The following is a 26,777-nucleotide window of genomic DNA, read 5'->3' as shown; positions in this document are numbered from 1 at the left end:
AGAGGTGTGCGCATCACCCTCCTCGCCGCCGCCGCGTTCCTGCTCGCCGCCTGCACGTCCGAGCCGCAGGCCGCCCCGACGCAGGCCCCCGCGACCCAGACGACGGTCGAGCAGCCCGCCGGCAACGGCCCGAACTGCGCGAACGCCAACTCCTCCGTAGTGGGCAAGGCGCTCAACCTGAGGCTGCAGGGCCAGCGGGAGAGCGTCGACAAGACCGTGACGACGTGCAACTACGTGGGCGCCGGCATGCCGGTCGAGGTGCGGTTCACCACCAACGCGACCGCCGCGACGTTCGCCAAGGGCAAGCCGGAGAAGGCGAAGGCCGTCGAGGGCCTGTTCGACGAGGCCTACGAGTCCAGCGCGGGCGGGGCCGAGACCGCCCAGCACACCGTGGCCGCGCGCAAGGGCAAGACCCAGATCGAGGTGATGTCGCCCGCGGGCGTCGAGCCGTCGAAGAGGCTGATCACGGACCTGTTCGCCCGCATTTAGACGGGTACGTCGTAGAACGACAACACGCGAGCGTCCGGCGCGAGCCACGGCTCCAGCAACGCCTGCGCGCGGGCGGGATCGCGGTGGAACAGCCCCACCCGCACCGCGAACACCAGGTCGAACCGCCGGTCGCCGAGGTTCATGTCCTCCAGCGACGCGATGAGGAACTCGGCCCTGCCCGACGCCACGTACTCCGCGTTGCGTCGGGTCGCGGCCTCGATCATCTTGGTGGAGCGGTCGATCGCGGTGAGCGTGCCGGTGGACAACAACTGGCACACCATCGTGGCGGCCACGCCCTGGCCGCAGCCGATCTCCAGCACCCGGTCACCGGGCCGGATCGCGAGTTGGCCGACCACACTTCGCAGACGCTCGCTCATGGTCGACATCATGCGTCAGCGCGGCGGGCGGGGCCACTCCCGCGGCCCCGCCGCGACGTCAGCCGAGACCGCCCATGTTGACCATCCAGTTCACGCCGAACTTGTCGACGAGGTCGCCGTACTCGTCGCCCCACATCTGCTTCTCCAGCGGCGTACCGACCTTGCCGCCGTCGGCGAGTGCGGTGAAGTAGTCGCGCAGCACCTCTTCGTCGCCCGACAGCGACACCGTGATGCGGGAGCCCGACTGGTACTCCATGCCGGGCGGCGTGTCGGCGGCCATGATCGTGTAGCCGAGGTCGGTCTCCAGCTGCGCGTGCATGATCTGGTCGGCCTGCGGCGTGTCCTGCATGCCGAACTCGCCGAAGGTATTCATCTTCAGCTCTCCGCCGAAGACCGAGTGGTAGAACTCCATCGCCTGGCGGGCCTGACCGTCGAAGCTGATGTACGGGTTGAGACGAGTGGCCACCGGGATCGCTCCTTCTGGGAAGACGGACACGAATCCTCGCAAACCCTTGGCACACCGACAACTTGAACTTATTCAGTGACTCCCGGGTCACCCTGAGCGACCTTGCCCGCGTACACGAGTGTGGCCTCGGGCGTGAGCGGGTGGAACGTCCCGGCCCGCACGTCGCGGTAGGCGCGCTCCAGCGGTGAGCGCCGGAAGAACGACCGTCCACCGAGGACCTCCATCGCGACGTTCACGACCTCGATCGCCTCCACGACGGCGTGGCGCTTGGCCAGCATCACCGTGGTGGTCGACTCGGCGTTGGCCGTGTAGTCCTCGCCGAGCTCGTCGATCGAGCCCATCAGCGACCACCACGCGGTGCGCAGCTTGTAGTCCATCAGCCCGATCTGCCGGGTGGCGCTCTTCGAAGTCGACCGCACGGCGACGTCCCGCGCGCCCGCCGCGATGCCGAAGTACGTCGCCCCGCACACCGGCGCGAAATGGACGACGGCGGCGAACAGGGGTGCGCCGAACTCGCCGTACGGCCGGCGAGCGGCGATCTTCTCGGCCGGGACGAACACGTCCTCCAGCACCACGTCGTGGCTGGCCGTGCCGCGCATGCCGAGCGTGTCCCACGTTTCCTCGATGCGCACGCCGTCGGCGTTCAGCGGGGCGCTGAAGTGCAGCACCTCCTCACCGAGGACGGCGGACGTGGCCACGACGTTCGCGCGCGGAGACTGGCTGCAGAACGTCTTGCGCCCGTTCACCAGGAAACCGCCGTCCACGGGCGTCGCCGTCGTCGTGGGCCACAGCCAGTCCGAGCCGCCGCTGGTCGCGATGACCAGTCCTTCCGCGGCCACGCGCCGCAGCACGCCCTCGGCGTCCGGTGCGCCCTTGCGGCGGCGGTAGCCCTGCATCAGCGTCAGGTACAGGTGCATCGTGACGGCCAGCGCGGTGGCGCCGTCGTACCGCGCGAGCTCGGCCTGCGCGTAACAGACCTGGCGCATCGTGGCGCCGAGCCCGCCCAGTTCCTCGGGTACGGCCAACGCCAGGTAGCCCTCCTCGCGCATGGCCTCGTACGCCTCGCTCACGAACGTGGCGTCGCGGTCGTGCCCGGACGCGTTGGCGGCCGCGATGGCACCGATGCGTGCGGCCATCTCCGCGAACTTGTCGTCGCCGTCTCTGGTCACGGTGGGGAATGTGCTGGTCACCCGTGGTGCATCAAGAGTTGTCATGCGACAAACGTAAGAACGCACGAGCCCCGCGGGTAGTTCTGAAAGTGAACCGGACGGCGGTAACGAAACCCCCGCCGAGACGGAGACTTCCCCTGTGAGGACGTATGCGCAGTACTGCCCGATCGTCCGCGCCGTCGAGGTGCTGGGCGACCGGTGGACGTTGCTGATCGTGCGGGACATGCTCGTCGGTGCCTCGCGCTTCAACGAGCTCTCCCGAGGCCTGCCGGGACTCTCGCGCGCATTGCTGTCGCGGCGGCTGCGGCAGCTGGCGAACGCCGGTCTGGTGCAGCGCACCGGCGACGGCTACGCGCTGACGCCGGCCGGGCAGGCGTTGCGCCCCTTGGTGTTCGGCCTCGCCGACTGGGGCGCCCGCTACGCGTTCGGTGATCCGCGCGCCGACGAGCTCGACCCCGAGGTGCTGATGTGGTGGATGCACGGCCGCATCGACACGGGCACGCTGAGCAAGCGCGCGAACATCGAGGTCCGCATCAACGACCGGCGCCGCACGTTCTGGCTCGTCGTCGAACCCGGTGACGCCTCGATCTGCTACACCGACCCCGGCCTGGAGGTCGACGCGGTGCTGGCGTCCGACATCGCCACGCTCTTCCGGATGTGGGAGGGCGAGGTCGAACTGCTCGACGCGGTGCGCGCGGGCACCATCGAGCTGACCGGCACGCGCTGGGTGGTGCGCGGCCTCCCGGAGTGGCTGAAGCTCAGCCCGGTCGCGGAGCACGTGCGGGCTGCGCGGTCCTGACCAGCGCAAACAAGTTTCTCAAAGTTTCTGGGCCGTCGTGTCGATCCGGGTTGGTGCCCGTTCGACACATCAGTGGAAGGACACGACAGCCCAGGAGGAACTCGACATGACCGCCACGACCGCCGCCCCCGTCTCCCGCAAGTCGGCCGCCGCCCGCCACGCCACGCTCGTGACCCGCGTGCTGACCGGCCTGCTGTTCACCGTGACCGGCTTGAACGGGTTCCTGAACTTCATGCCCGCACCGGATCCGAGCACGATGGCGCCCGCCGGGGTGGCGTTCACGACGGCGCTCTACGCGACGGGCTACATGCTGCAGCTGTCGTCGGGCGTCCAGGTCGTCGCGGGCGTGCTGCTGGTCGCCGGCCGGTTCGTGCCGCTCGCCCTGGCGATCCTGGCGCCGATGGTCGTGAACATCTTCCTGATCCACCTGTTCCTGGAGCCCTCGAGCATGGTCATCGCGCTCCTCGTGGTCGCCGCCGAGATCGGCCTCGCCTGGGCGTACCGCGACAAGTTCCGCCCGATGCTGCAGGCCCGCTAGGCCGCAACGGAAATCCCCCGCAGGCCCTGTGCCTGCGGGGGACTTTCGTTGTGCGACAACTCTTCTGGGCTTGCCCGGTCGATTTCGGCGGCCGCCGTTCGACGTTTCTGCGAGAGCCGGAAACGTTGAAGGGGAGCGAAGATGTCCACCACCCGCTGCGCCACCGCCGTCCTGCGAGTGCTGCTCCGCGGGCGGGTGACGCAGGTGGCCCTGACCGCGGCGAACCTGCTGCTCGACACCGGCCACGTGGTCACCGCGCTGCTCGTGGCGCTGGCCGAGATCGCCGTCGTGATCGGTTCGCAGCCGGTGCTACCGGGCCGTGAACGTGGCCAGCAGCGCCTGCACCTCGTAGACGTCGACGCCCTTGCCGAACTGCTTGGAGATCGGCGCGTCGCCGCCGGAGATCCAGATCTTCAGCTCCGCGTCCATGTCGAAGTGACCGGCCGTCTCGACTGAGAACTGCGTGATCGCCTTGTACGGCACCGAGTGGTACTCGACCTTCTTGCCCGTCATGCCCTGCTTGTCGACCAGGATCAGCCTCCGGTCGGTGAACAGGAACGAATCGCGCACCAGCTGGTACGCCGCGTGGACCTGTTCCCCCTGCGCCAGCAGCCGCCCGAACTCCTTCACGGCGTCCCGCGGGTCGAGCTTCGACGCGTTCCCCATCATTCCGCTGAGAAGTCCCATACGTCCACGTTTACCAGGCTTTCCCGAAGCTTGTCCCGGTACTGGGCTGCTCCTGTCCGAACGTTTCCGGTCCTACCTCGAAAGTGGATCTCAACAGCCACTCGATCGGGGAGAACGACACGATGCGCAAGCACTTCATCGGAGCTGCCGGACTGGCCGGAGCGACCGCCCTGCTCGTGGGATGTTCCAGCGCCCCAGCGCAGACGGCCACGGGTTCGGACGAGCGGCCGACGACCGAACAGGTCAGGGCGTTGTTCGCCGACTGGAACGCGTCCCTCGCAACGGGGGACCCTCAGAAGGTGGCCGATCGCTACGCTCCGAACGCGGTTCTGCTGCCCACGGTGTCGAACCAGGTGCGGTCCACGCGGGCCGAGATCGTCGACTACTTCGAGCACTTCCTGCGGAACAAGCCGAGCGGCACCATCCTCGACTCGCACGTCGCCGTCCTCGACGCCGACGACGCGATCGACGCGGGCACCTACCGGTTCGCGCTCACCAAGGACGGCACCCCGTCGACCGTCGACGCGCGCTACACGTTCGTCTACGAGAAGGTCGAAGGGAAGTGGCTCATCGTGAACCACCACTCGTCGGCGATGCCGGAGCGAGCCTGATCCGCACGCACAACCCGCCGCTGGACGCCGCCTCCAGCGACACCGCGCCGCCGTCGTCGGTGACGAGCTGCTTCACGATCGCGAGGCCGAGGCCGGACCCGCCCTTGCCGGTGAGGCCCTGGCCGCGCCAGAACCTGTCGAACGCCCGCGCCCGGTCGGCCTGCGGCAGGCCGGGGCCGGCGTCGATGACCTCCACCAGGCCTGGCCTCGTAGTGCGGACGAGGATCGTCGCGCCGTCCGGGGACACCTCCAGCGAGTTGGACAGCACGTTGTCCAGCACCTGCTCGAGGTGCCCCGGCGTGGCGAGGACGCGGATGTCGAAGCCTTCGGAGACCAGGGAGATCGAGCGTTCGTCGGCGGCGGCACGCCACGCCGTGAACCGCTCCGCGACGACGTCGAGCACCTGCACCGGTTCGGGGTGGGGGACGTCCGCCTCGGCGCGTGCCAGCGCCAGCAGACCGTTGACCAGCCTCGACATCCGCACGACCTCGGCCGTCGCCATCTCGACGTCCTCGCGGACCGTCGGGTCGTCGACGCCGTCGGCGACGTTGTCCAACGACAGTCGCAAGGCGGTCAGCGGCGTGCGGAGCTGGTGCGAGGCGTCGCCGATGAACGCGCGCTGCGAGCCGACCAGCGTGCCGATCGTCTCGGTGGCGGTGTTGAGGGTGCGGGCGAGCGTGCGGGTCTCGGGCGGCCCCGTCTCCTCGGCCCGCGCGGCCAGGTCGCCGTCGCGCAGCCGGCTCGCCATCACGTTGAGCTCGCGCAACGGCCGGGTGACCCGCTTCGCCAGCCACACTCCCAGGAACGCCGCCGCGATCAGCACGGTCACGGCCAGCGCGGCGCGGAAACCCCAGATCTGCCAGAGCCTCTGCGTGATCTGATCGTCCGGATAGGACAGCCGGATCGCGCCGACGACCGTGCCGTCCGTCGTCGTCGCCGGAACCGTGAGCTCCAGTCCCTCGTCGTCCCAGACCTTCGACTCGGGCTGGGCTTCGAGAACGTCGATCTGGCCGGGGGTCTGGCGTTCGTAGGCGTCGACCAAGGCGTTCAACGACCTCGTGTCGCCGGACGCGAGCAACAACGCGGCGGTGTCGGCCTCGCGCCGCGCGGTGTTCACGGCGTCGTCGTAGAGCTGCTGGTTGAGCGTGAACGCCACCGGTACCGTGAACGCCGCGATCGCCACCGCCACCAGCAGCACGTAGCTCCAGACGAGCTGGCGGATCACGAGAGCACCAGCCGGAACCCCACGCCCCGCACGGTCTCCAGCGAGGCCGCGTCACCGAGCTTGCGGCGCAGCACCCCGACGTGCACGTCGAGCGTCTTGGTGGGGCCGAACCAGTTCTCGTCCCACACCGCCTCCATGATCTGCTCGCGCGTGAACACCGCGCCCGGCTCCTCGGCCAGGAACGCCAGCAGGTCGAACTCCTTCGGCGTCAGCTCGACCTCGCCCCCGTCGAGGTGCACCCGCCGCGCGCGCCGGTCGATCCGCACCCGCCCGTGCGTCTCCGGTTCGGGCAGGGCGGGCTGCACGCGCCTGAGCACCGCTCGCATCCGTGCGATGACCTCACGCACCCCGAACGGCTTGGTGACGTAGTCGTCGGCCCCGATCTCCAGCCCCACCACCCGGTCGACCTCGTCGGACCGCGCGCTGATCACGATGATCGGCACGTCCCCGCGCGCCCGCAGCTCACGGCAGACGTCCAGGCCGTCCATGTCGGGCAGCCCCAGATCGACGAGCACCATGGCGAAATCCCCGGCCGTCAGCGCTTCCGCACCCGTGCGCACCCACTGGACCTCGAACCCGTAGCGGGACAGCCCGCGCGTCAACGACTCCGCGATCGGCTCGTCGTCCTCCACCAGCAGCACCCGCATGGGCGGAGATCATTCCACTGATCGGGGGAGGGCGTTCCGCAGCCGGATGCCGCTGAACTCCATCGACCCGGCCGTGACCTCGCCGTCGACGCGTTCGGCCGGACCCAGCGGCACCACCGGTGCGGCCGCGACGTGGCGTCGTCCTCGAACGGTCGGAATCGCTTGATGCCGAACCGGTACGCGCGCAGCCCGCCCACACGTACTCGCCGGCCTGCCGCATGTGGTCATACTGGCCCGCATGCGCAGGCTGACGCTCGCGGTTTTGCTGGTCCTCACCGGCTGCTCTTCAGGCGGTGCGGACAACGCCGTCGGTTTCACCGCCGTCGACCTGACGGCCACGCCCGAAGCGTTGGCCACGCACGGCGACATGCTGGTCATCGGCACCCGCCCGTCCGACCACCCGGAGCTCGTCACGCGGACCAAGGACGGCACGCTGTCCAACTCCAGGCTGACCCCGGCGACCCCGTACGGCAAGGAAGCGCACTGGTACGGCCTCACCTCCGACGGCACCACGATCACCGGCGTCGGCGGCGAACGAGGTGGCGCGCACGGCAACGTCCGCTGGAGCGCCTGGACCGGCGACACCCGTGCCATCAACGAGAAACCGCAGGCCTTCAGCACGTTCGGCGGCTACGGCGCGGGCGAGTTGATCGGCCCGGTGCGCACCGCGAAGGGGCCGCTGGTCATCGGCACCTGGCAGAGCGCGAAGGCGGGCCTCGACATCGCGGCCTGGACCTACGCCGACGGCACCTGGACCCGTCAACCGTCCGCCGGCACCGTCCTCGAGAGCTCGCAGGAACTCCTCCGGTTCCCGCTGGCGGTCACCCCGGACGGCGACGGCGCGCTCGTCGTCGGCTGGCAGATCGCGAAAGGTGTGGTGAGCGCCGCGGTCTGGCGGTTCGACGGCACCACCTGGACCACCGCCGCCCTCCCGGACGGCGACGCCGCGCTGGCCGCCCGCTGCTGGGACGGCACCTGCCACGTCGTGGGGCGCAGCAAGGGCGAGCTCGCCTGGTGGTCGGGCCCGGACTGGCAGAAGCTCACCACCCCGGAGATCCCCGTCGGCGACGACGACAAGCTCGCCGCGCCCGTGTCCGTCAACGGCGTCGCGACGTTGTTCGTCGACCACGGTGGCGTGAAGCTGGTGTCGGAGAAGGACGAACGGCCCGCGAACGGCCCGTCCGGCGCGGTCGTGGCGGTGGAGAAGGCCGGTGACCAGGTCTTCGTGATCGCGGGCGGCCGTCTCTGGCGCCTCACCTAGCCAGCAGCGTCCGCAGCGTCTCCAACCCGTCCAGCACGGTCTTGCGCTCCGCCGGCGTGGCCTCCGCCAGTACCCGAGTCAGCCGCCCGTAGGGGCCTTCCGAGATCTCCCGTGTGTACCCCTGCACCGGTGAGGTCACCTCGACCCTCGTGTACCGGCGGTCCTTCGGGTCGGTCTCGCGCTTGACCAGTCCCCGCGCCTGCAGGCGGTCGACGATCCCGGACGTCGTGGAGTGCGACAGGCTCAGCCGCCGGGCCAGTTCCGTGACCGTCGCGGCCCCCTCGACACGACGCGTCGTACACGACGGACCATCTCGGGGGCGAAGATGGCGATCAGACGCGTACCCACGCGGGCCGGGGACGAGGCCTGGCTGGTCACCGGCTACGACCAGGTCAAGGCGCTGCTGGCCGACCGCAGGCTCGGCCGCGGCCACCCGGGCCCGGACAACGCGCCGAGGTTCACCAGCTCGGTGGTCCTCGGCAAACCGCACAAAGCGACCGCGCAGCAGGAAATCGAGAAGCACGCGTTGATGCGCAGGATGCTCGCTCCGGAGTTCTCCGCGAAGCGCATGGAGTCGATGCGTCCACGAGTGCGTCATCTGGTGAACGACCTGCTGGACGACCTGGTGCGACAAGGTCAGCCGGCGGACTTCCGCAAAGCCGTGTCGTTCCCGCTGCCGGTCCTGGTGATCTGCGAGCTGCTGGGAGTCCCGGCGGACGACGTCATCAGCCCGCATGACCCCGGCAGCACCCGGACGCCGGTGAGCAGGAGATCGCGCAGCTCAGCGCCGGCCTGCTGTTCGCGGGCCACGAGACGACCGTCGCCGCGATCGACTGTCGCCGCGATCGACCGCGCTGTGATGCTGCTCAGCATCCACCCCGGCCAGTGGCAGACGCCGGAGGACCCGGATGCCGTCCCGGCCGTCTCGACCGTCGTCCTGCCCGTCGCCAACCCGCACCTGTCGTTCGGCCACGGCTTCCGGTCCTGCGTCGGCGCGCCGCTCGCCAGGGTCGAACTGGCCGAGACCCTCGAAGCCCTTGTGACGCGCTTCACGGCGTTCGGTCTAGCCGGGGACCTGTCCACGCTGAGCAGGAGGACGGAACAGCTGGTCGGCGGGGTGGCTCAGCTCCCGGTCCGCTGGACGGAGGCCTGACCTGCTCCTTATCGATGCAGTAACCGTCCAGGTCCGAGGTGCTTCAGAGAGTGATGCCCGGTTTATGATCACATTGCGCTGCTTGTCCCACGTCTTCCGGTGATTGCATTCACCCGGATGCGTCACATCCATCCGAGGTGAGACAGAACTTCACGGTGAATACGGCGATCCGGCCGCACAATGGTCACGCTTCGGCACACAATTGGCGAGAGTCAACTGTTGATGTGGCAGTTCGGCCGACCTTTCCTCCACGCATGGGTGACTATGGCCCGGTCAGTGGGCCTCCGCGTATTGGTGGGGGTGGGCAGCGGTCCGCCAGATCGGCGGTTAATCTCTTGCAACTCGTCCACTGCAATCCAGTGTGCCGATGTCGCAACCACCGGGGAGAGGACTGAACACGGGTGGCCGGATTTCTGTTGCGGCGGTTGGTCAACTACGTGGTGCTCGCCCTAGTGGCGACGTTCCTCGCGTTCACGTTGGCCTCCGCCACCTTTGACCCGATCGGGGTGCTGCAACAACGCAACCCACCGCCGCCGGCGGCGTCGATCGAGGCGAAGAAGAGAGACCTCCACCTCGACCAGCCGATCCCGCAGCGGTTCGTCACGTGGATGGGCGGTGTGGTCCAGGGCGACTTCGGTCGCACGATCACCGATCGCCCGATCACGGACGAACTCGGCAGGCGCATCGGCGTGAGTTTGAGGCTCTTCCTGCTCGGTATCACGATCGGCATCCTGTTCGGCGTGCTGCTCGGTGTCGTGAGCGCGATCCGGCAGTACAAGTTCAGCGACTACTTCGCGACCCTGTTCAGCTTCATACTGCTGTCCACGCCGGTGTTCGTGCTGGGCACGCTGCTGAAGATGGGCGCGCAGGGGATCAACGACTCGATCGGCACCAACGTGCTGATCTTCGTCGGTGAGACGACACCCGGATTCCAGGGCAACTGGTTCGAGCACCTGGGCGACCGGCTGCAGCACCTGATCGTGCCGACGCTCGCGATCGCGCTCGGCCAGATCGCCTACTACAGCCGCTACCAGCGCTCGTCGATGCTCGACGTGCTCGGCAGCGACTTCCTGCGCACCGCCCAGGCCAAGGGGCTGACCCGCCGCAAGGCGCTGTTCAAGCACGGCCTGCGCACCGCGCTGATCCCGATGGCGACCCTGTTCGCGTTCGGTTTCGGCCTGCTCGTCGTCGGTGGCACGTTCACCGAGCGGATCTTCGGCTGGTTCGGCATGGGTGACTGGCTCGTCACCGGCATCTCGGCGCAGGACACGAACATCACCGCCACGGTGACGCTCTTCGTCGCGGTGTGCGTGCTGTTCTCCGGCTGGCTCGCCGACGTGCTGTACGCCGCGCTCGACCCCCGAATCCGCGTGAACTAGGCAAGGTGACGACGACGTGACCGTGATCCTCAACGAGGGGGACGCCGCCGGAACCACCGGCGCCGCCTCCGGTGGCCCAGTCGACGCCGCGCCCGAACCGGGCAAGGCGATGACGCGCGGCCGGCTCGTGTTCATCCGCTTCATGCGCAACAAGCTGGCCCTGGTCGGCCTGGTGGTCATCCTCGGGATGTACCTGATGGCGTTCGTGGGCCCGCTCCTGTCGAAGTGGAGCTACGACACCCAGGACTACAGCGCGTTCCTGGAGCCGCCCTACTCCGAGCACATCTTCGGCACCGACAAGATCGGTACCGACATGTTCGCGCTGACGATGCGCGGGCTGCAGAAGTCGTTGATCATCGGCCTGCTCGTGGCGCTGATCTCGACCACCGTGGCCGCGATCGTCGGTGCGGCCGCCGGGTACTTCCTCGGTGTCGCCGACAAGACGCTCATGTGGGTCGTCGACCTGCTGCTGGTGCTGCCGTCGTTCCTGATCATCGCGATCCTGAGCCCGTGGTTCCGCGGCAAGTCGTGGTTCCTGCTGGTGCTGATGCTCGCGGCGTTCCAGTGGATGATCACCGCCCGCATCGTGCGCGGCATGACGCTGACGCTGAAGGAACGCGAGTTCGTGAAGGCGGCCAAGTTCATGGGCCAGCCCGCGCGCAAGATCATCGCCAAGCACATCGTGCCGAACATGGCGTCGCTGCTCATCATCGACGCGACCATCAACGTCGGTTCCGCCGTGCTCGCCGAGACCGGCCTGAGCTACTTCGGGTTCGGCGTCCAGTCGCCCGACGTCTCGCTCGGCACCCTGATCGGCGGCAACGCCGAGTCCGCGACGACCTTCCCCTGGCTGTTCCTGTTCCCGGCGGGGTTCCTCGTCGTGTTCGTGCTGGCGGTGAACTGGGTCGGCGACGGGCTCCGTGACGCGCTCGACCCCACCTCCACGCGCGTGCGCCGCAAGGAGAAGAAGGACACCAAGGAGAAGGCCGCCTGATGACCACCTCGGAGCTCCAGTTCGACGCACCGGCGGACCCGGTCGTCGACGGTCCGGTCCTGCAGGTCGAGGACCTGCACGTGTCCTTCCCGAGCGAGTCCGGTCGTGTTCAGGCCGTGCGCGGCCTGAGCTACCACGTCTCGCCCGGCGAGGTCCTCGGCATCGTCGGCGAGTCCGGTTCCGGCAAGTCCGTGTCGTCGCTCGCCGTCATGGGCCTGCTGCCGTCCTCGGCGCGCATCACCGGTTCCATCAAGTTCCAGGGCCGTGAGCTCATCGGCCAGAACGACGCGGAGCTGTCGAAGATCCGCGGCCGCCGCGTCTCGATGGTGTTCCAGGACCCGCTGTCCGCGCTGACGCCGGTCTTCACCGTCGGCGACCAGATCGCCGAGGCGATCCTGGTGCACCGCAAGGTGTCCAAGCAGGCGGCTGCCAAGCGCGCGGTCGAGCTGCTCGACCTCGTCGGCATCCCGAACGCCGTCGAGCGCGCCAAGGCGTTCCCGCACGAGTTCTCCGGCGGCATGCGGCAGCGCGCGGTGATCGCGATGGCGATCGCCAACGACCCCGACCTGATCATCGCCGACGAGCCGACCACCGCGCTCGACGTGACGGTGCAGGCGCAGGTGCTCCAGCTGCTCGAGACCGCGCAGGAGGTCACCGGCGCGGGCATCGTGATCATCACCCACGACCTCGGCGTCGTCGCCGGGTTCGCGGACCGGCTGATGGTCATGTACGCGGGCCGTGCCGTCGAAAAGGGCAGGGTCGAGGAGATCTACCAGCAGCCGCGCATGCCGTACACGCTCGGTCTGCTCGGCTCGATCCCGCGCCTCGACGTCAGCGAGAAGCAGGCGCTCGTGCCGATCAAGGGCCAGCCGCCGTCGCTCACGGACCTGCCGGACGGCTGCCCGTTCGCGCCGCGCTGCCCGATGGTCGTCGACGCCTGCCACACCGCCGAACCGCCGCTGATGGACGTCGACGGTTCCGCTGAACACGCCGCCGCGTGCATCCGCACCAACGAGATCGCCGCGACCGACGCCGAGGGCGCCGAGGCCGCCGTCGAGATCTTCGGTGCCGAGGTGGCCGCCGAGCCCGAGGTCGCGAAGATCCCGCGCGAGCAGCGCGAGGTCGTGCTGGGCCTCGACAACCTCGTCAAGGAGTACCCGGTCAACAAGGGCGTGGTGTTCAAGCGCCGCGTCGGCACCGTGCACGCGGTCGCGGGCATCACGTTCGACATCCGCGAGGGCGAGACCCTCGGCCTCGTCGGTGAGTCGGGCTGCGGCAAGACCACGACGCTGATGGAGATCCTCAACCTCCAGAAGCCCATGGGCGGCGAGATCTCCGTGCTCGGCACGAAGTCGTCCGAAGTGGACGCCAAGCGCCGCTTCGCGATCCGCCGCGACATGTCGGTGGTCTTCCAGGACCCGATGGCGTCGCTCGACCCGCGCCTGACGATCAACGACTGCATCGCCGAGCCGATGCAGGTCCACGGTTACTCCAAGGACGAGATCAACCGGCGTGTGCCGGAGCTGATGCGGCTCGTCGGCCTGCGTCCCGAACAGCTGTCGCGCTACCCCGGTGAGTTCTCCGGCGGTCAGCGCCAGCGCATCGGCATCGCGCGGGCCCTCGCGCTCGAACCGAAGCTCGTCGTGCTCGACGAGCCGGTGTCGGCGCTGGACGTCTCCATCCAGGCGGGTGTCATCAACCTGCTGGAGGAGCTCAAGTCCAAGCTGGGCCTGGCCTACCTGTTCGTGGCACACGACCTGTCGGTGGTGCGCCACATCGCGGACCGGGTGGCCGTCATGTACCTCGGGAAGATCATCGAGATCGGCGAGGTGGACTCGGTGTTCGAGGCGCCGCGCCACCCGTACACGCAGGCACTGCTGTCGGCGATCCCGATCCCCGACCCCGTCAAGGAGCGTCAGCGGGAGAGGATCCTCCTCACCGGCGACCTGCCGAGCCCGGCGAACCCGCCGTCCGGTTGCCGCTTCCGGACCCGTTGCTTCCTGCACGCGTCGCTGCCTCCCGAGAAGCAGCGCCAGTGCATCGAAGTGGAACCACCGCGCGAAACGCAGGCCCCGGACCACGAGGCGGCCTGCCACTTCGCCCAGATCCGTCAGGTTCTCTGATGCATCCGTCGCCTCAGCAGACCTGCGAGCACGAAGGAACAGTGTCCCCGGCAACTGGTGTCCGGGCACGAGGGAGGTTCACGACAGTGAGTCGACGTACCAAGGTGGGTGTGACCGCGCTTGCCGTCGTCGCCCTCACGCTTACCGCGTGTGGGGGGCCCAGCAACAACGCCAACTCCGGGCTCAAGGGCGCGGACAACGCGATCGGCCAAGCGGACATCAACCCGCAGGACGCGGCCAAGGTCAAGGACGGCGGCGAGTTCCGCTGGCCGGTCGACCAGTTGCCGGACAACTGGAACTACAACCAGCTCGACGGCACCAACGCCGACGGCCGCCGCATGATCGACACGGTGATGCCGAACCTGTTCAAGCAGCAGCCCGACTCGAAGATCGTCGTCAACAAGGACGTCCTCGACGACGCGAAGCTCGCTTCTTCCGACCCGCAGGTCGTCGAGTACAAGATCAACTCCAAGGCGAAGTGGTCGGACGGCACCGCGCTGTCCTGGCAGGACTTCGAGGCCATGTGGAAGTCCCTGAACGGGACCGACAAGGCCTTCGAGGTCGCCGGCACCACCGGCTACGAGGACATCGAGAAGGTTGAGAAGGGCGCGACCGACCAGGACGTCAAGGTGACGTTCAAGAAGAAGTTCGCCGAGTGGCAGGGCGGCCTGTTCTCCCCGCTCTACCCGAAGGCCATGTCCTCCTCGCCCGAGGAGTTCAACAAGGGCTGGGCCGACGCCCCGAAGATCACCGCCGGTCCGTTCAAGATCGGCACGATCGACCGCACCGCCAAGCTCGTGACCGTCGTGCAGGACCCGGCGTGGTGGGGCCCGAAGCCGAAGCTCGAGAAGATCACGTTCCGCCAGGTCGACCGCCCCGCGCTCGCGGACGCGCTCGCCAACGGCCAGATCGACTTCTTCGACATCGGCTCCAGCATCGACAACTTCACGCGTGCCAAGTCGATGCAGGGTGTGACGATCCGCCAGGCGATCACGCCGGACTACTCGCACATCACGTTCAACGGTGCCGACTCGTCGGTCCTCAAGGACCCGAAGCTCCGCGTGGCGCTGATGCGCGGCATCGACACCAAGACCATCACCAAGGCCCTGCTCGGCCAGATGATCAAGGGCGACGCGCAGGTCACCGGTAACCACTTCTTCCTGCTGGGCTCGGCCGGCTACAAGGACAACTCGGCCGTCGCCTCGTTTGACAAGGAAGCCGCGAAGAAGCAGCTCGACGAGCTGGGCTGGAAGCTCGAGGGCGAGACCCGCAAGAAGGACGGCAAGGAGCTCGTCGTCCGCTACGTCATCCCGACGCCGAACCCCACCTCCGACCAGATCGCGAAGCTCGTGCAGTCGCAGCTGAAGGAGATCGGCGCCAAGGTCGACATCCAGGCCGTGCCGTCGACCGACTTCTTCAAGCAGTTCGTGAACGTCGGCAACTTCGACATGACCGGCTTCCGCTGGCTGGCCTCGGCCACGCCGATCTCGGACAGCAAGGGCATCTACACGCTCGACCCGGCCAGCACCAACCAGAACTACGGCCGGATCGGCTCCGAAGAGGTCAACAAGCTGCTGGAGCAGGCGAACGGTGAGCTCGACGAGACCAAGCGTCTCGAGCTCGCCAACGAGGCCGACAAGAAGATCTGGGAGCTGGGCCACCAGATCCCGCTGTACCAGCTGCCCGGCGCGGTCGCGGTGAAGAGCAACGTCGCCAACTTCGGTGCCGTCGCGTACGCGAACCGTCCGTACGACTACATCAACATGGGCTTCACCGAGTGATGTAGTTCGCTGTGCAACGGCCCGGCGGGTCTTCCCGCCGGGCCGTTTCTTTCTGTTTGGAGCTTGCTTTGTCGCGTTTCCGGGTTCGTGCGCTGCGCTACGGGCTGTTCACCACGGCGGTCGTGCTCGTCGTGTGCTTCGTGGTCGCGTTGTTCTCCTGGCTGTCCTATTCGGACGACCGCGCGGTGCTGGCGTCGCTGACGTCCCGCGACACGGGCGAGGTCGTGTCCTTTTCGGACGGTGCGGTCGAGGTGCGCTGGCCGTCCGGCACCGCCCGCGTCGCCTACGAGAACGGTGCGCGCGTCGTCGGGAGGCAGACGCAGGTGGCGTTCGACCCCGCGGACCCGTCCCGTGCCGTGATCCCCGGTTCGGACCTGTTCCTGGAGACCGGCCGGGCGCTGGGCGGCGTGACGTTCTCCGTCGCGGTGGCGCTGCTGGTGGTCCTCGCCGGTGCCGTGCGGGTGCTGCTGGCCGTGCGTTCCGCGCGTGCCCAGGGGACCACGGTGTCCGTGCGGCGGATCCGGCTGCAGTCCGGGCTGATGGTGCGGTCGTGGCTGGAGGTCGAGGGACCGGTCGAGCGCTGGCTGCCCGTCTACTACGACCCGGTGCTCGTGACGCTGCCGTCGCCCTCGGACGTCGAACTGCGCGGCGGCCGGGTCGCCGTCGTCGGCGGTGTGACCGTCTACCCGTCCGGCCGCCCGGTGACCAAGCACCCCCGCGGCCGCCGGCTCGACAACCCCGTGCGGCCTGACCCGGACACGCGCGCGCCGCGTGGCCTGGTCGCGCAGCTGCGGGTCGACGCGGTGTTCATGGTGCCCGCGCCGGTCGTCGGCCTGTTCTGGGCCTACCTGGACGGCAGCGGGTTCACCGGCTGGATCACGGCCACCCTGATCGCCGCGGTGCTGGGCCTGTGGTGGGCGGCGTTGCGGGGTTCCGACCCGTCGTAATGCTTCCTGCTCGGTGAGCGACCTCTCGAGTGGGAGGCCGCTATGACCGACGTCACACTGCGCGTGCACGAGGACGGCGCCGACGACGAGCGAATCGAGCAGCTCACCGCGTTCCTGCGGACGGAGCTGGGAGAGGTCGTCGCCGTCTCCGGCGTTCCCGGCGAGGCACCCGAGGGCGCCAAGGCCGTCGACCTGAACGAGCTCGGCACCCTGCTGACCACCGTCTCCCAGTCGACCGTGCTGGCCGCGCTGATCAACGCGGTGTCGTCGTGGCTCGGCCAGCGCCGCGAGCGGTCGGTGACCGTCGAGACCGGCGGCGACACCCTGGAACTGACCGGCGACCCGTCGGAAGCCGAGCTGGCGCAGCGTTCCGCGTGGCTCGGCCGCCATCTGCACCGCTACGCGCTGATCATCGCGAGCCACGAGTTCGCCGACCCCGGCCTGTCCTCCCTGCGCGCCCCGGCCCACGACGCCGCCCGCCTGGGCGAGGTGCTCGCGGACCCGCGCATCGGCGCCTTCCACGTGCGGACCATGATCAACTCCTCGGCCGCCGAGGTGAACGAGGCGGTCGAGGACTTCTTCGCCGACCGCGACCCGGACGACCTGCTGGTCCTGCACTTCTCCGGCCACGGCGTGAAGGACGAGGCCGGCGAGCTGCACTTCGCCACGTCCGGAACCAAGCTCTCCCGCCTGGCCGGCACCGCCGTGTCCGCGGACTTCGTGGCCCGCCGCATGAACCGCTCCCGCTCCCGCCGCATCGTGCTGCTGCTCGACTGCTGCTACTCCGGCGCGTTCGGCCGGGGCATGGTCGCCCGTGCGGGCGGCTCCGTCGGCCTGGAGGAACAGTTCGGCGGCAGCGGCCGCGCCGTCATCACCGCCTCGTCGGCCATGGAGTACGCCTTCGAGGGCGCCGCCGTGGCCGACTCGTCCGAGGGCGAACCGTCGGTCTTCACCTCGGCCCTGGTGCACGGCCTGGAATCGGGCGACGCCGACCGAGACCAGGACGGCCACGTGGGCCTGGACGAGCTCTACGAGTACGTCTACGACCGGGTCCGCCGCGTGACCCCGCACCAGACACCCGGCAAGTGGATGCTCGACGTGCGAGGCGACCTGCGCATAGCGCGCCGCGCCCGCCCGGTCACGGTGCCGGCCCCGCTGCCGCCGGAACTGCAGGAGGCGATCGACCACTCGCTGCCGGGCGTGCGGGCCGGCGCGGTCCCCGAACTGCGCCGGCTGCTGTCCGTCGCGCACGAGGGGCGGGTGCTGGCGGCGCGGATGGCGTTGCGGAGGCTGACGGACGACGACAGCCGCATGGTGGCGTCGGCGGCCCGCGAGGCGCTGGCGGAGAAGGCCGCACCGGCGCCGGCCTCGAAGCTCCCGGGGCACGACACGACTGGCCGAAAACTGTCGGTGCCGCCTGAGACGATGGGAGTGGGGGCTTCTGCCTCCCCCGGAGGGGGCCAGGCGGGATCGATTCCGAAGAGGCCGGAGCAGCCCTCGCCCTCCGCGTTCGACTCAGGCGCGGCCGAGCCGAGCACGCCGGCGCGACGTCAGACACCGGCCGAGCCGGGCCCGTCCGCAGGCCGCGGGACGCAGACGGAGTCAGACCCGACGGCGAGCCACCGGGCACAGGTTGAGTCGGCCGCGAGCCGCCAGGCATCGGCCGAACCGGGCACGTCCGCGGTCCGCGGGACGCAGACGGACTCAGGCCCGTCCACGAGCCGCCAGACGACGGCCGAGTCGGACGCGCTCACGAGCCACGCCTCGTCCGAACCGGGGATGTCCTCGGGCCGCCGGGCATCGGCTGAGTCGGGGCCGCTCACGAGCCACGCCTCGTCCGAGCCGGGCATGCTCTCGAGCCGCCACGCCCCGGCCGAGTCGGACCCGTCCGTGAGCCGCGAGGCACCAGCCACCGTGGCCACGCCCGCCGCCGCCCTCACGCCCGCCGCCCTCACGGCCGCGCTGCCCCGCCTCGCCGCGGGCCTAGCCCTGACTCTCCTGGTCCTGAGCCTGATGGCGATCCCCGGCGGCATCCTCGGCCGCCTCGGCGACTCCAGCCCCCACACCTTCGTGTTCGCCGCGGTCTGGCCGTGGGCGCTGGTCGCGGCGCTGTTCGTGCTCACCTGCCGGGACCACCCCTGGGCGCCGGGTGCCGCGCTGGGCCTGCTGGCCGGCACGACAGGCCTGGTCAGCGGTTACGACTCCACCTGGCTGCCGTACGCGCTGGCGGCGACCGCCCTCGCCGTCGCCTGCACGACGACCCCGTGGTGGCTGGCCGTCGCGGGCGGCGCTCTGGGAGCGCTGGGCGTCTACGTCGTCGTCTACTCGGCTGACGACCTGACGTCGATCAGCGGCGACGGCGAGGACGTCACGGTGATCGCCACCGCGGTCGCGCTCACCTGCCTGGCGGCGTACCGGACCTGGCGGGACGGGCGGTGGCTCAGCACGATCGCCCCCGCGCTGCTGGTGCTGGACGCGGTCGTCACGCTGACCGTCGAGGCTCCGACGTACATCACCCACGCGAGCCTGGCCGGGCTGGTCGTCGTCCCGCTGATCGTCGTCTCGACCAGCGGGACCGCCAGGTTCGCGGCGGTCGTGGCCGTCGCGGCCGGACTCCTGGTGCGCGCCAACGACTTCGTGTCCGCAGACGAACCGGCGTTCACCAGCGTCGCCCACGTGGCGCTGCCGCTGGCGGCCGCGGTGGTCGCCTACTTCTCGCGTTCCCGCTGAGCCTTGCGCCGCTTGCCCTCGTGCATCGCGGCCACGCGGGCGACCGGGATGGTGTGGCCCTCGGCGACCAGGTCGGCGGGCAGGCGTTGCGGCTTCGGCATCAGCTCGGACCACGGGTCGCCGTCGAACCGGGTCCTGATCGTGAAGTCGGCCGGCGTGACGTCCTTCAGGGACTCCCACGGCACGGGGAACGAGATCGGCAGGCCCTCGCGCAACCGGGGGCTGTAGGCGGCGACGACCGTGGCACCCCAGGCGCGCGTCGAGTCCAGGAACACCTTCCCGCCCCGTTCGGCCCGGATGTAGGCGGTGGTCGCCAGCGAGGGGTCGAGCTTCTCCGCCCGCACGGCCACCGCGCGCGTCGCCGCGGCCACGTCGTCGGGGGAGTGCTCCTCCAGCGGCACGAAGATGTGCACGCCCTTGGCGCCGCTGGTCTTGACCGCGCCTTCGAGACCGGCCTGGGCGAGCGCCTCCCGGACCAGCAGCGCCGACCCGACCACCACGTCGAAACCGGCACCCTCCGGCGGGTCGATGTCGAGCACCATGTGGGTCTGGTGGTGGTCCTCGCCGAAGTGCTCACCGAGGTACAGCGGCACGTGGTACTCGACCGCGCGCTGGTTCGCGAACCACATCAGCGTCTGCTCGTCGTCGCAGATCGCGTACTTGATCTTGCGGTGCGACGCCTCCGCCCAGACCTCGACGGTCCGGACGTAGCCCGGCGTGTACTTGGGGACGTTCTTCTGCATGAACGGGTCCTGGCCGCGCAGGATCCGCCACACCGACAGCTGCCGCCCGGCGAGCACCGGCACGAAGCGGTCGGCCACGAAGTCCAGGTACTCCACCAGGTCACCCTTGAGCAGCCCGCCGAACAACGGCTGGTCGAGCGACGAGAACTTCAGCGGGCTACTGCTCATCGGGAACCTCGAGTTCGTCGCGGGCGGCCCACTCCAGCAGCGGTTCGATCGACCAGGCCGCGTCGTCGATCCCGGCGTGCAGGTCGCCCAGTTCGGCGTAGCGCTTCGGCACGGTGGCGATGGTGAAGTCGTGCGGGTCGACGTCCGGGACCTCGTCCCACCGGATCGGCGTGGACACCGTCGCCTCCGGATAGCCGCGCACCGAGTAGGCGCTGGCGATCGTCCGGTCGCGCGTGTTCTGGTTGTAGTCCACGAAGACCAGCGACGGGTCACGGTCCTTGCGCCACCACGTGGTCTCGACGTCGTCCGGTGCGCGTCGTTCGACCTCGTGCGCGAACGCCAGCGCCGCCTTGCGCACGTCCTGGAACCCGTGGTCGGGCTTGATGCGCACGTAGATGTGCAGGCCCTTCGAGCCCGAGGTCTTCGGGAACCCCGTCGCGCCCAGTTCGGCCAGCACCTCCTGCACCACCAGCGCCACCCGCCGCACGCGGTCGAACGTGCACGTGGGGCCGGGGTCGAGGTCGATGCGCCACTCGTCGGGCTTCTCGGTGTCGGCGGCACGCGAGTTCCACGGGTGGAACTCCACAGTGGACATCTGCACCGCCCAGATCACGTCCGCGATGTGGTTGACGCACAGTTCGTCGGCGTGGCGGTTGTACCGCGGGAAATGCACCCGGACCGTCCGGATCCACGGCGGAGCACCGTTCGGAAGCCTCTTCTGGTGCACCTTCTCGCCGGTGACGCCCTCGGGGAAGCGGTGCAGCATGCACGGCCGCTCCCGCAGAGCGCGGACGATCCCGTCGCCGACGGACAGGTAGTAGTTCGCGAGATCCAGCTTCGTCTCGCCGCGCGCGGGGAAGTAGACGCGTTCGGGGTTGGAGATCCGCACGACGCGGTCCTCCACCTCGAGCTCCACAGCCGGGGACTTGCCCATGCCCACCAACCTAACCGTTCGTCCGCCTCGATCCTCGTAGTCTGCGGCTGCGGGCCTGTTTTCGCCCGCGCCGGTCGGTGCGGGGAAACGGGACGGCGCGCCCCGGCAGGTGCGGAGCGCGCCGAAATGGGTGAGCGGGAGGTCCCGTTCGTGCAGGGCTGAGCCGTTACTCCGCCTCTGCCTCTTCGAGGCGCGCCTTCTCCGCCAGACGCGCTTCCTCGGCCTTGAACTCCTTGTAGGTGGCGCGCTCGTGCACCAGCCAGTCCGGGTTCTCGTCCTTGATCGCGGTGATCTGCTCGGTGGTCAGCGCCTCGGTGATGCCGGCGCGCACCAGGGCGCTGGTCGAGATACCGAGCTTCTGCGCGATGAGCTGCTTGGGGTGCGGGCCGTTGCTGCGCAGGTCTGCCAGCCACTGCGGCGGGTTGGCCTGCAGCTCGTTCAGCTCGTCGCGCGACACCACGCCCGCCTGGAACTCCTCGGGCGTCGCCTCGAGGTACACGCCGAGCTTCTTGGCGGCGGTGGCGGGCTTCATGGTCTGCTGCGACTTCATGCGCAAAGAGTAACCGTTGCGTCCGGTAGCCTCAGCGCGTGACCGGATCGTTCACGCTCGCGTACGTCCCAGGCGTGACGCCGGGCAAGTGGGCACGGGTCTGGCAGGAACGCCTGCCGGAGACCGAGCTGACCCTCGTGCAGGTGACCGTCGCCGAAGCGGCCGCCAAGGTGCGCGCCGGCGAGGCCGACGCCGCGCTGCTCAGGTTGCCGGGCGACCGGGAGGACCTGCACGCGATCCCGCTCTACACCGAGACCACCGTCGTCGTGTTCCCGAAGGACCACGAGTTCGCCGCGGCCGAGGAACTGTCCCTCGAGGACCTGGCGGAGCACGTCCTGTGGCAGCCGCTCGACGACACCCTGGTCTGGGACGAGGTGCCCGGCCAGCCGCCCGTCGAACGTCCGGAGACCACCGCCGACGCCATCGCGGTCGTGGCGGCGGGCGTCGGCGTGCTGGTCGTGCCGCAGTCGCTGGCCCGCCTGCACCACCGCAAGGACCTGAAGCACGTGCCGCTGTCCGACGCGCCGCAGTCCCGCGTCGCGCTGTCGTTCCCGATCCGCGACGAGAACCCAGAGCTGATCGAGCACATGATCGGCATCGTGCGCGGCCGCACCGCCAACAGCACCCGCGGCCCCGCGGCCGAGCCCGCGCAGAAGCAGGCACAGAAGCAGGCGCAGAAGCAGACTCCCAAGCAGGCGCCGAAACAGGCGTCCCAGCAGCGGCGGGGCCCGGCGCCGCAGCAGAAGAAGCAGCCCGCGAAGCGCGCGAAACCCCGTCGCGGACGCTGATCCGGAACGCGGTCGCGATCAGCACCAGGCTCCGCTGAACTTCCCGCTTCCGCAACGACTTCCGCTGTCGCGGCAGGGCCGGGCGGTCGCCACCCGGCCCCGCCCCGCGCTCACTGGCCCTGCGCGGCGATCTGCTCGCGCATGCGGTCCTCCTGCGCCTGGATCTCGGGCGTGACGACGCTCTCGAACGCCTCGGGGCCGTGGATCTGCCGGATCTCGACCTCACCGGTCTGGAACGGCGCCTTCTTCAGCCACTCCACGGCGTCCTGCAGCGACGGCAGCTCCCAGATCCAGAAGCCGGCGATCAGTTCCTTGGTCTCGGCGAACGGGCCGTCGATGACCGTCGTGCCGCCCTTGCCGTCGAACGCGACCCGCGCGCCCTTCGCACTCGGGTAGAGACCGTCGCCCGCGAGCATCACCCCGGCCTTGACGAGCTCCTCGTTGTAGTCGCCCATCGCGGCCAGTTCCTCGGTGGTGGGCATGACGAAGTTCTCGGTGTCCTCGTTCGCCTTGACGATGACCATGAACCGCATCTCGATCTCCTCTGGCTGGTGTCAGGTGCGTTTGTACCGAGGCGTCGATCGGGGACCCCGGTGTTTCGACCGGCTTCCGGCAAATGTGACCGGGGTCACAAGGTTAGGGTGGAAGGCATGCGCGAAGACGTCGACTGGATCCTCGAGAACTGCCAGGTCTGGGCCATCGTCGGCCTCTCGGACAACCCGTCCCGCGCGGCCCACGGCGTAGCCCGCTTCCTGCAGCAACGCGGGAAGAAGATCGTGCCGGTGCACCCGTCCGCAGAAACCGTGCACGGCGAGCAGGGCTACCCGACGCTGGCGGACATCCCGTTCCCGATCGACGTCGTGGACGTGTTCCGCCGCTCGGAGGACGCCGGCCAGTTCGCGGACGAGGCCGTCGCGATCGGGGCGAAGGCGGTCTGGTTCCAACTCGGCGTGGTCGACGACGCGGCGTACGCGCGCACGCGAGAGGCCGGCCTGCGCATGGTGATGGACGTCTGTCCCGCGATTGAGTGGCGCTCCCGTTGAACGAGTAGCTAACCTGCTCTGGTCGTCTCCGGACACCTGGGGGTTCTGGGGAGATTCAGCCTGGGGGGCTCGATTCAGCATGCTCGTAGACATCACCGCGCTGCGGTCCGCGGACTCGCCACGGCTCCGTGGCCTCAGCGATGACTTCGTCCGTTCACTGGCGTCATCCGGCGCACACCTGCCACCGATCGTGGTGCACCGCTCGACGATGAAGGTCGTCGACGGCACGCACCGCCTGAAAGCCGCCGTGCTGCGCGGCTGCCGCTCCGTCGAGGTCGAGTACGTCGACGGACCGGCGGAGGACCTCTTCGGCCTGGCGGTGTCGCTGAACCTCGCGACGCTGTCGACCGCCGACCGAGAGGCGGCGGCCAGGAGGTTGCTGCGCTCGCACCCGCAGTGGTCGGACCGTGCGATCGCCGCGTCCACGGGCCTCGCCGCCAAGTCCGTGGGCGTGCTGCGGCGCGCCGTGGGCGGTCAGGCCCCAGTGCGGATCGGCAGGGACGGAAAGCTCCGCCCGGTCAACTCCGCCGCCGGCCGCCGCCTGGCGGGCCGCATGGTCCAGGAGCGACCGGACGCCTCACTGCGCGACATAGCCCGCGCCGCCGGGGTGTCACCGGGAACCGTCCGGGACGTCCGCCGCCGCCTGAGCGCCGGCATGGACCCCGTGCCGGAACGCATGCGGGCCGCCGAACGCGCCGACGCCGTGCTGCCCGCCGGGCGGACCGAGGTGCGCGACCCGGACGCCACCCTGCCGATCCTGCGCCGCGATCCCTCGTTGCGGTTCAACGAGCACGGCCGGTTGGTGCTGCGCTGGCTCGAGGCGCACGCGGTGTCGTCCGGCGAGTGGGCCGGCGTCGTGTCCGGGGTGCCGTCGCACTGCCGGGAACTGGTGGCGGACATGGCACGCGGCTGCGCGGAGGCCTGGGTGGAGATGGCCGAGGCGTTGGAGCGGGAAGGGCAGCGGACCGCGGTCTAGGCCGGTTCCGCACGCGGTCACATCGCCTTGATCCACGGATCAGGGCGATTAGCCCGTACGGCGCAACCGGTTCCGCTAGCCTCTGATCGCGTGACGTGGCTGCGCCTGACAGGTACCAGAAGACGCCTGAACGGCACGAGCCGGCGGCGAGGTAGGTGCGGGTGAACCCACAGTTGCGGAGGAAAGCCGGGAAACTGGCCTTCGTCGTTCTGTTCCTGACCGTGCTGGGCTGGCTGATCGGCGCCACGATCATCAGCCAGTTCAACGGCGTGCACGGCCCCGACCCCGCCATCGCGCCGGGCCAGACCTACGCGGTGGCACGGATCTGCCACCGCCACGGCCCGGTGAGCACCCATGGGTTCGGCTTCTGGCACCAATGCGCCGCCGACCTCCACTACGACGGCGCGGCCGAGCCGGCGGGCGAGGAGATCGTGGGCTTCCTCGGTCCCGCCGACATCGGCCAGAAGGTCGCGCTCGAGCGCGAAGGCACCGGACGCCGTTCGCACCACGTTCGTGCCGCAGGCCAGCCGCTCGAAGGCTGGGCGTGGCTGGTGCTGCCGTTCGCGCCCGCGTGGCTGTACCTCGTGTTCCGCGTCGCCCGACCGCTCGCGCGGGACCTCGGCGAGGACCTCGAAGCGATCAAGCTCGACGAACCGGCCCGTGACGTCACGGTGGTCGACACGCGCAAGTCGTGGCTGGACTGGAAAATCCAACTCGTGCTGCTGATGTTCGCGACGATCGCCGCGGTCCGCAGCACGCCGTGGGCGTTCGAGGGCTTCGGCGGCCACCGGATCCTGTCGCTGGTGGGCTGGGGCGTCATCGTGCTGCTCGCCGGGAACTTCTTGCGCCGCTTCGTGTTCGGCCCGTGGGTGACCGTCTCGCCGGACGGACTGTCGTTCCGCGGCCGCCGGCTCGGCTGGGCGGAGGTCCAGGAACTGCGGCTGACCCGGCAGAACGTTCTCGTGGTCACGCCCCGGACCGGCCGGATGCGACGGATCGGGCGGTTCGGCGACGAGGGCGGAACCCGGCTGCACCATGCGCTGAGCCACTTCGCCGAGGCTCCCTACAGCCACGACCGCGCGAACGTCTAGGCGAAGAGGATCTCACCGATCTCGCCCGCCACCTCACGCCCTGCCGCAGGACGCAAGCGCGACAACAGCTTGCTGAACGCCGTCAGGTCGATGTGGACGGTCGCGGACTGCACCTGCCGGATGTCGTCGAGCAGGTCGGCGACCAGATCGCAGGCGTGGTCGACGTCGCCGGCCTCGGCGTGCGCGAGGGCCCTGCGCAGGCCGAACCGGGTGCGGGCGCGCAGGGCCGTGGGGGAGATCAGCGGCATCTGGGTGTCGAGGATGGCGGCGGCCTCGGCGTGGCGGCCCAGGTCGTGGAACGTCCAGGCGCGCGCGATGGCCACCTGATCGATGAGACTCGTTGTGCCATAAGGGGATTCGCTCAACACTCGCTGGAGTTCGGCGGCGCGGTCCAGGGCGGCGTGGCAGCGGTCGGCGGCCCCGGCGAGGGCGTAGCCCTGGGCTTCGCGCAGGGCGGCCGCCGCCTGCACCGCGGTCGAACGGGACTTGCCGGCTTCGCGGGCGTACTTGACGGTGGCGCGGGCATCACCGCGGTACAGGGCGAATTCGGAGATGCGGACGTGTGCCCAGGACGCCAGCTCCGAGTCGCCACCCTTCGCCGCGTACTTCACAGCGCGCCGGGTGAATTCGGCCGCCGAGGCGTCGTCGCCGCGTTCCTGTTCCATCCAGCCCGCGTACTCGGCGTAGCGGGCTGCCAGCAGCCACAGGCCCCGCCCCAGGCCGGGGTCGTCGGCGGAGCGGGCCATGGAACTCAGTGCGTCGACCTGGGGACGCAGGCTCGACAGCACCACCTCCGGGCTCAGCCGGTGGCCGAGGGCGCGGTGGTGGTCGAACATCGAGTCGAAGGTGAGCAACGTCGTGTGGTCGCTCGGGATCGGGCGCGCCGGGGCGTCGGCCAGTTCGATCAGATGGCCGTCGGCCTGCAGGGCGTTGTCGAAGAGCCTGGCCATTTCGGGGTTCGGGTGAACCTGACCGTTCTCGATCTTGCTGAGGTGTCCCTTGCTGTACGGTACGAGGCCGGTCATCTGGTTGAGCGAGAGCCCGCGCTCGTTGCGCAGGCGGCGAACCTCCTGGGCGAACGTGGGCGGCAACGGCTTCACCCCCTCCC

Annotated in this window: 28 protein-coding genes and 1 pseudogene; 16 read left to right on the top strand and 13 right to left on the bottom strand. The window is 69.7% G+C overall.

Going from position 1 to position 26,777, the window contains the following annotated elements; all coding sequences use genetic code 11:
* Positions 1-6 precede the first annotated feature (6 nt).
* Positions 7-489 carry a hypothetical protein gene (locus DFR72_RS32315; RefSeq protein ID WP_090068699.1) on the top strand — a complete coding sequence of 161 codons (483 nt, stop codon included), beginning with the start codon at positions 7-9 and terminating at the stop codon, positions 487-489.
* Here the strand turns inward: DFR72_RS32315 and DFR72_RS32310 are convergent.
* From DFR72_RS32310 to DFR72_RS32300, 3 genes are all read right to left on the bottom strand, one after another.
* Positions 486-866, bottom strand: coding sequence for a class I SAM-dependent methyltransferase (locus DFR72_RS32310; protein ID WP_170176505.1), 381 nt, complete (start codon positions 864-866; stop codon positions 486-488). The two genes, DFR72_RS32315 and DFR72_RS32310, sit on opposite strands and share 4 nt — an antisense overlap.
* A gap of 58 nt (positions 867-924) precedes the next feature.
* Positions 925-1,332 (bottom strand): VOC family protein, encoded by a 408-nt coding sequence (locus tag DFR72_RS32305; RefSeq protein ID WP_090068703.1) that lies wholly within the window; start codon positions 1,330-1,332, stop codon positions 925-927.
* A gap of 68 nt (positions 1,333-1,400) precedes the next feature.
* Positions 1,401-2,501, bottom strand: a complete 1,101-nt coding sequence (locus tag DFR72_RS32300) for an acyl-CoA dehydrogenase family protein (protein ID WP_170176504.1) — start codon at positions 2,499-2,501, stop codon at positions 1,401-1,403.
* Positions 2,502-2,640: 139 nt separating this feature from the next.
* Between DFR72_RS32300 and DFR72_RS32295 the strand changes: the two genes are divergently transcribed.
* Positions 2,641-3,300, top strand: coding sequence for a winged helix-turn-helix transcriptional regulator (locus DFR72_RS32295; RefSeq protein WP_211335604.1), 660 nt, complete (start codon positions 2,641-2,643; stop codon positions 3,298-3,300).
* Between the two features lie 106 nt (positions 3,301-3,406).
* Entirely contained in the window at positions 3,407-3,838 is a 432-nt protein-coding gene (locus tag DFR72_RS32290; protein ID WP_211335603.1) for a DoxX family membrane protein, read from the top strand.
* Positions 3,839-4,147: 309 nt separating this feature from the next.
* On the opposite strand, the gene DFR72_RS32280 is transcribed toward DFR72_RS32290, so the two are convergent.
* A complete protein-coding gene (locus DFR72_RS32280; RefSeq protein ID WP_090068707.1) occupies positions 4,148-4,525 on the bottom strand; it encodes a PH domain-containing protein in 378 nt (125 codons plus the stop codon).
* Positions 4,526-4,608: 83 nt separating this feature from the next.
* On the opposite strand from DFR72_RS32280, the gene DFR72_RS32275 reads away from it, so the two are divergent.
* Positions 4,609-5,136, top strand: coding sequence for an SgcJ/EcaC family oxidoreductase (locus DFR72_RS32275; protein WP_245983700.1), 528 nt, complete (start codon positions 4,609-4,611; stop codon positions 5,134-5,136).
* Here the strand turns inward: DFR72_RS32275 and DFR72_RS32270 are convergent.
* Both DFR72_RS32270 and DFR72_RS32265 read right to left on the bottom strand, forming a co-directional pair.
* Positions 5,093-6,361 carry a HAMP domain-containing sensor histidine kinase gene (locus DFR72_RS32270; protein WP_090068709.1) on the bottom strand — a complete coding sequence of 423 codons (1,269 nt, stop codon included), beginning with the start codon at positions 6,359-6,361 and terminating at the stop codon, positions 5,093-5,095. The genes DFR72_RS32275 and DFR72_RS32270 overlap by 44 nt on opposite strands.
* Positions 6,358-7,008, bottom strand: coding sequence for a response regulator transcription factor (locus DFR72_RS32265; RefSeq protein ID WP_090068712.1), 651 nt, complete (start codon positions 7,006-7,008; stop codon positions 6,358-6,360). The genes DFR72_RS32270 and DFR72_RS32265 overlap by 4 nt, the downstream gene beginning before the upstream one ends.
* A 238-nt stretch (positions 7,009-7,246) precedes the next feature.
* On the opposite strand from DFR72_RS32265, the gene DFR72_RS32260 reads away from it, so the two are divergent.
* Positions 7,247-8,269 (top strand): hypothetical protein, encoded by a 1,023-nt coding sequence (locus DFR72_RS32260; RefSeq protein WP_090068714.1) that lies wholly within the window; start codon positions 7,247-7,249, stop codon positions 8,267-8,269.
* On the opposite strand, the gene DFR72_RS47585 is transcribed toward DFR72_RS32260, so the two are convergent.
* On the bottom strand, positions 8,262-8,396 hold the full coding sequence (locus tag DFR72_RS47585; RefSeq protein WP_256239451.1) for a hypothetical protein: 135 nt from the start codon (positions 8,394-8,396) through the stop codon (positions 8,262-8,264). The two genes, DFR72_RS32260 and DFR72_RS47585, sit on opposite strands and share 8 nt — an antisense overlap.
* A gap of 18 nt (positions 8,397-8,414) precedes the next feature.
* Positions 8,415-8,702: pseudogene (locus DFR72_RS47990) on the bottom strand (MarR family transcriptional regulator); the annotation flags it as partial.
* Here DFR72_RS47990 and DFR72_RS32250 point away from each other — a divergent pair.
* The 7 genes from DFR72_RS32250 (at position 8,595) to DFR72_RS45840 (ending at position 19,376) form a co-directional block, all read left to right on the top strand.
* Complete coding sequence (locus tag DFR72_RS32250) at positions 8,595-9,422, top strand: cytochrome P450 family protein (RefSeq protein ID WP_170176483.1); 828 nt, start codon at positions 8,595-8,597, stop codon at positions 9,420-9,422. The pseudogene DFR72_RS47990 and the gene DFR72_RS32250 sit on opposite strands and share 108 nt — an antisense overlap.
* Before the next feature lie 401 nt (positions 9,423-9,823).
* A complete protein-coding gene (locus tag DFR72_RS32245; protein WP_090068720.1) occupies positions 9,824-10,801 on the top strand; it encodes an ABC transporter permease in 978 nt (325 codons plus the stop codon).
* Positions 10,802-10,817: 16 nt separating this feature from the next.
* Positions 10,818-11,795, top strand: coding sequence for an ABC transporter permease (locus tag DFR72_RS32240; protein WP_211335602.1), 978 nt, complete (start codon positions 10,818-10,820; stop codon positions 11,793-11,795).
* Positions 11,795-13,918, top strand: coding sequence for a dipeptide ABC transporter ATP-binding protein (locus DFR72_RS32235; protein WP_090068722.1), 2,124 nt, complete (start codon positions 11,795-11,797; stop codon positions 13,916-13,918). Before DFR72_RS32240 ends, DFR72_RS32235 begins: the two co-directional genes overlap by 1 nt.
* Before the next feature lie 110 nt (positions 13,919-14,028).
* The gene (locus DFR72_RS32230; RefSeq protein ID WP_245983699.1) at positions 14,029-15,699 is read left to right on the top strand and encodes an ABC transporter family substrate-binding protein; all 1,671 of its coding nucleotides are present in this window, start codon (positions 14,029-14,031) and stop codon (positions 15,697-15,699) included.
* 68 nt (positions 15,700-15,767) lie between these two features.
* Positions 15,768-16,646, top strand: a complete 879-nt coding sequence (locus DFR72_RS32225; RefSeq protein ID WP_090068726.1) for a hypothetical protein — start codon at positions 15,768-15,770, stop codon at positions 16,644-16,646.
* Positions 16,647-16,688: 42 nt separating this feature from the next.
* Complete coding sequence (locus DFR72_RS45840) at positions 16,689-19,376, top strand: effector-associated constant component EACC1 (protein WP_090068728.1); 2,688 nt, start codon at positions 16,689-16,691, stop codon at positions 19,374-19,376.
* Here DFR72_RS45840 and DFR72_RS32215 read toward each other — a convergent pair.
* The 3 genes from DFR72_RS32215 to DFR72_RS32205 form a co-directional block, all read right to left on the bottom strand.
* On the bottom strand, positions 19,355-20,287 hold the full coding sequence (locus DFR72_RS32215) for a DNA polymerase domain-containing protein (RefSeq protein WP_090068730.1): 933 nt from the start codon (positions 20,285-20,287) through the stop codon (positions 19,355-19,357). The genes DFR72_RS45840 and DFR72_RS32215 overlap by 22 nt on opposite strands.
* On the bottom strand, positions 20,277-21,221 hold the full coding sequence (gene ligD, locus DFR72_RS32210; RefSeq protein ID WP_090068732.1) for a non-homologous end-joining DNA ligase: 945 nt from the start codon (positions 21,219-21,221) through the stop codon (positions 20,277-20,279). Before ligD ends, DFR72_RS32215 begins: the two co-directional genes overlap by 11 nt.
* A gap of 166 nt (positions 21,222-21,387) precedes the next feature.
* Positions 21,388-21,753: a DUF5997 family protein gene (locus tag DFR72_RS32205; RefSeq protein ID WP_090069133.1), complete on the bottom strand. Its 366-nt coding sequence runs from the start codon at positions 21,751-21,753 to the stop codon at positions 21,388-21,390.
* 56 nt (positions 21,754-21,809) lie between these two features.
* On the opposite strand from DFR72_RS32205, the gene DFR72_RS32200 reads away from it, so the two are divergent.
* On the top strand, positions 21,810-22,559 hold the full coding sequence (locus tag DFR72_RS32200) for a substrate-binding domain-containing protein (RefSeq protein WP_090068733.1): 750 nt from the start codon (positions 21,810-21,812) through the stop codon (positions 22,557-22,559).
* Between the two features lie 110 nt (positions 22,560-22,669).
* On the opposite strand, the gene DFR72_RS32195 is transcribed toward DFR72_RS32200, so the two are convergent.
* Positions 22,670-23,092 carry a YciI family protein gene (locus DFR72_RS32195; protein ID WP_090068735.1) on the bottom strand — a complete coding sequence of 141 codons (423 nt, stop codon included), beginning with the start codon at positions 23,090-23,092 and terminating at the stop codon, positions 22,670-22,672.
* Between the two features lie 117 nt (positions 23,093-23,209).
* Between DFR72_RS32195 and DFR72_RS32190 the strand changes: the two genes are divergently transcribed.
* From DFR72_RS32190 to DFR72_RS32180, 3 genes are all read left to right on the top strand, one after another.
* Positions 23,210-23,602: a CoA-binding protein gene (locus tag DFR72_RS32190; protein WP_090068737.1), complete on the top strand. Its 393-nt coding sequence runs from the start codon at positions 23,210-23,212 to the stop codon at positions 23,600-23,602.
* A gap of 79 nt (positions 23,603-23,681) precedes the next feature.
* The gene (locus tag DFR72_RS32185; RefSeq protein ID WP_090068739.1) at positions 23,682-24,578 is read left to right on the top strand and encodes a ParB/RepB/Spo0J family partition protein; all 897 of its coding nucleotides are present in this window, start codon (positions 23,682-23,684) and stop codon (positions 24,576-24,578) included.
* 161 nt (positions 24,579-24,739) lie between these two features.
* A complete protein-coding gene (locus DFR72_RS32180; RefSeq protein WP_090068741.1) occupies positions 24,740-25,669 on the top strand; it encodes a DUF6346 domain-containing protein in 930 nt (309 codons plus the stop codon).
* Here DFR72_RS32180 and DFR72_RS32175 read toward each other — a convergent pair.
* Positions 25,666-26,769 carry a helix-turn-helix domain-containing protein gene (locus tag DFR72_RS32175; RefSeq protein ID WP_090068743.1) on the bottom strand — a complete coding sequence of 368 codons (1,104 nt, stop codon included), beginning with the start codon at positions 26,767-26,769 and terminating at the stop codon, positions 25,666-25,668. The two genes, DFR72_RS32180 and DFR72_RS32175, sit on opposite strands and share 4 nt — an antisense overlap.
* Positions 26,770-26,777: the final 8 nt, after the last annotated feature.

Origin of the sequence: Lentzea flaviverrucosa (assembly GCF_003350445.1) — a bacterium.
Taxonomy (GTDB): Bacteria; Actinomycetota; Actinomycetes; order Mycobacteriales; family Pseudonocardiaceae; genus Lentzea; species Lentzea californiensis.
The sequence above is the reverse complement of the archived record's forward strand: the minus strand, read 5'-3'. Positions and strand labels throughout refer to the sequence as shown.

Coding starts and splice junctions, on each gene's coding strand:
- DFR72_RS32310 (WP_170176505.1), bottom strand. CDS start 866: ATGAGCGAGCGTCTGCGAAGTGTGGTCGGCCAACTCGCGATCCGGCCC.
- DFR72_RS32290 (WP_211335603.1), top strand. CDS start 3,407: ATGACCGCCACGACCGCCGCCCCCGTCTCCCGCAAGTCGGCCGCCGCC.
- DFR72_RS32280 (WP_090068707.1), bottom strand. CDS start 4,525: ATGGGACTTCTCAGCGGAATGATGGGGAACGCGTCGAAGCTCGACCCG.
- DFR72_RS32265 (WP_090068712.1), bottom strand. CDS start 7,008: ATGCGGGTGCTGCTGGTGGAGGACGACGAGCCGATCGCGGAGTCGTTG.
- DFR72_RS32260 (WP_090068714.1), top strand. CDS start 7,247: ATGCGCAGGCTGACGCTCGCGGTTTTGCTGGTCCTCACCGGCTGCTCT.
- DFR72_RS32250 (WP_170176483.1), top strand. CDS start 8,595: ATGGCGATCAGACGCGTACCCACGCGGGCCGGGGACGAGGCCTGGCTG.
- DFR72_RS32235 (WP_090068722.1), top strand. CDS start 11,795: ATGACCACCTCGGAGCTCCAGTTCGACGCACCGGCGGACCCGGTCGTC.
- DFR72_RS45840 (WP_090068728.1), top strand. CDS start 16,689: ATGACCGACGTCACACTGCGCGTGCACGAGGACGGCGCCGACGACGAG.
- DFR72_RS32215 (WP_090068730.1), bottom strand. CDS start 20,287: ATGAGCAGTAGCCCGCTGAAGTTCTCGTCGCTCGACCAGCCGTTGTTC.
- ligD (WP_090068732.1), bottom strand. CDS start 21,221: ATGGGCAAGTCCCCGGCTGTGGAGCTCGAGGTGGAGGACCGCGTCGTG.
- DFR72_RS32205 (WP_090069133.1), bottom strand. CDS start 21,753: ATGAAGCCCGCCACCGCCGCCAAGAAGCTCGGCGTGTACCTCGAGGCG.
- DFR72_RS32195 (WP_090068735.1), bottom strand. CDS start 23,092: ATGCGGTTCATGGTCATCGTCAAGGCGAACGAGGACACCGAGAACTTC.
- DFR72_RS32190 (WP_090068737.1), top strand. CDS start 23,210: ATGCGCGAAGACGTCGACTGGATCCTCGAGAACTGCCAGGTCTGGGCC.
- DFR72_RS32185 (WP_090068739.1), top strand. CDS start 23,682: ATGCTCGTAGACATCACCGCGCTGCGGTCCGCGGACTCGCCACGGCTC.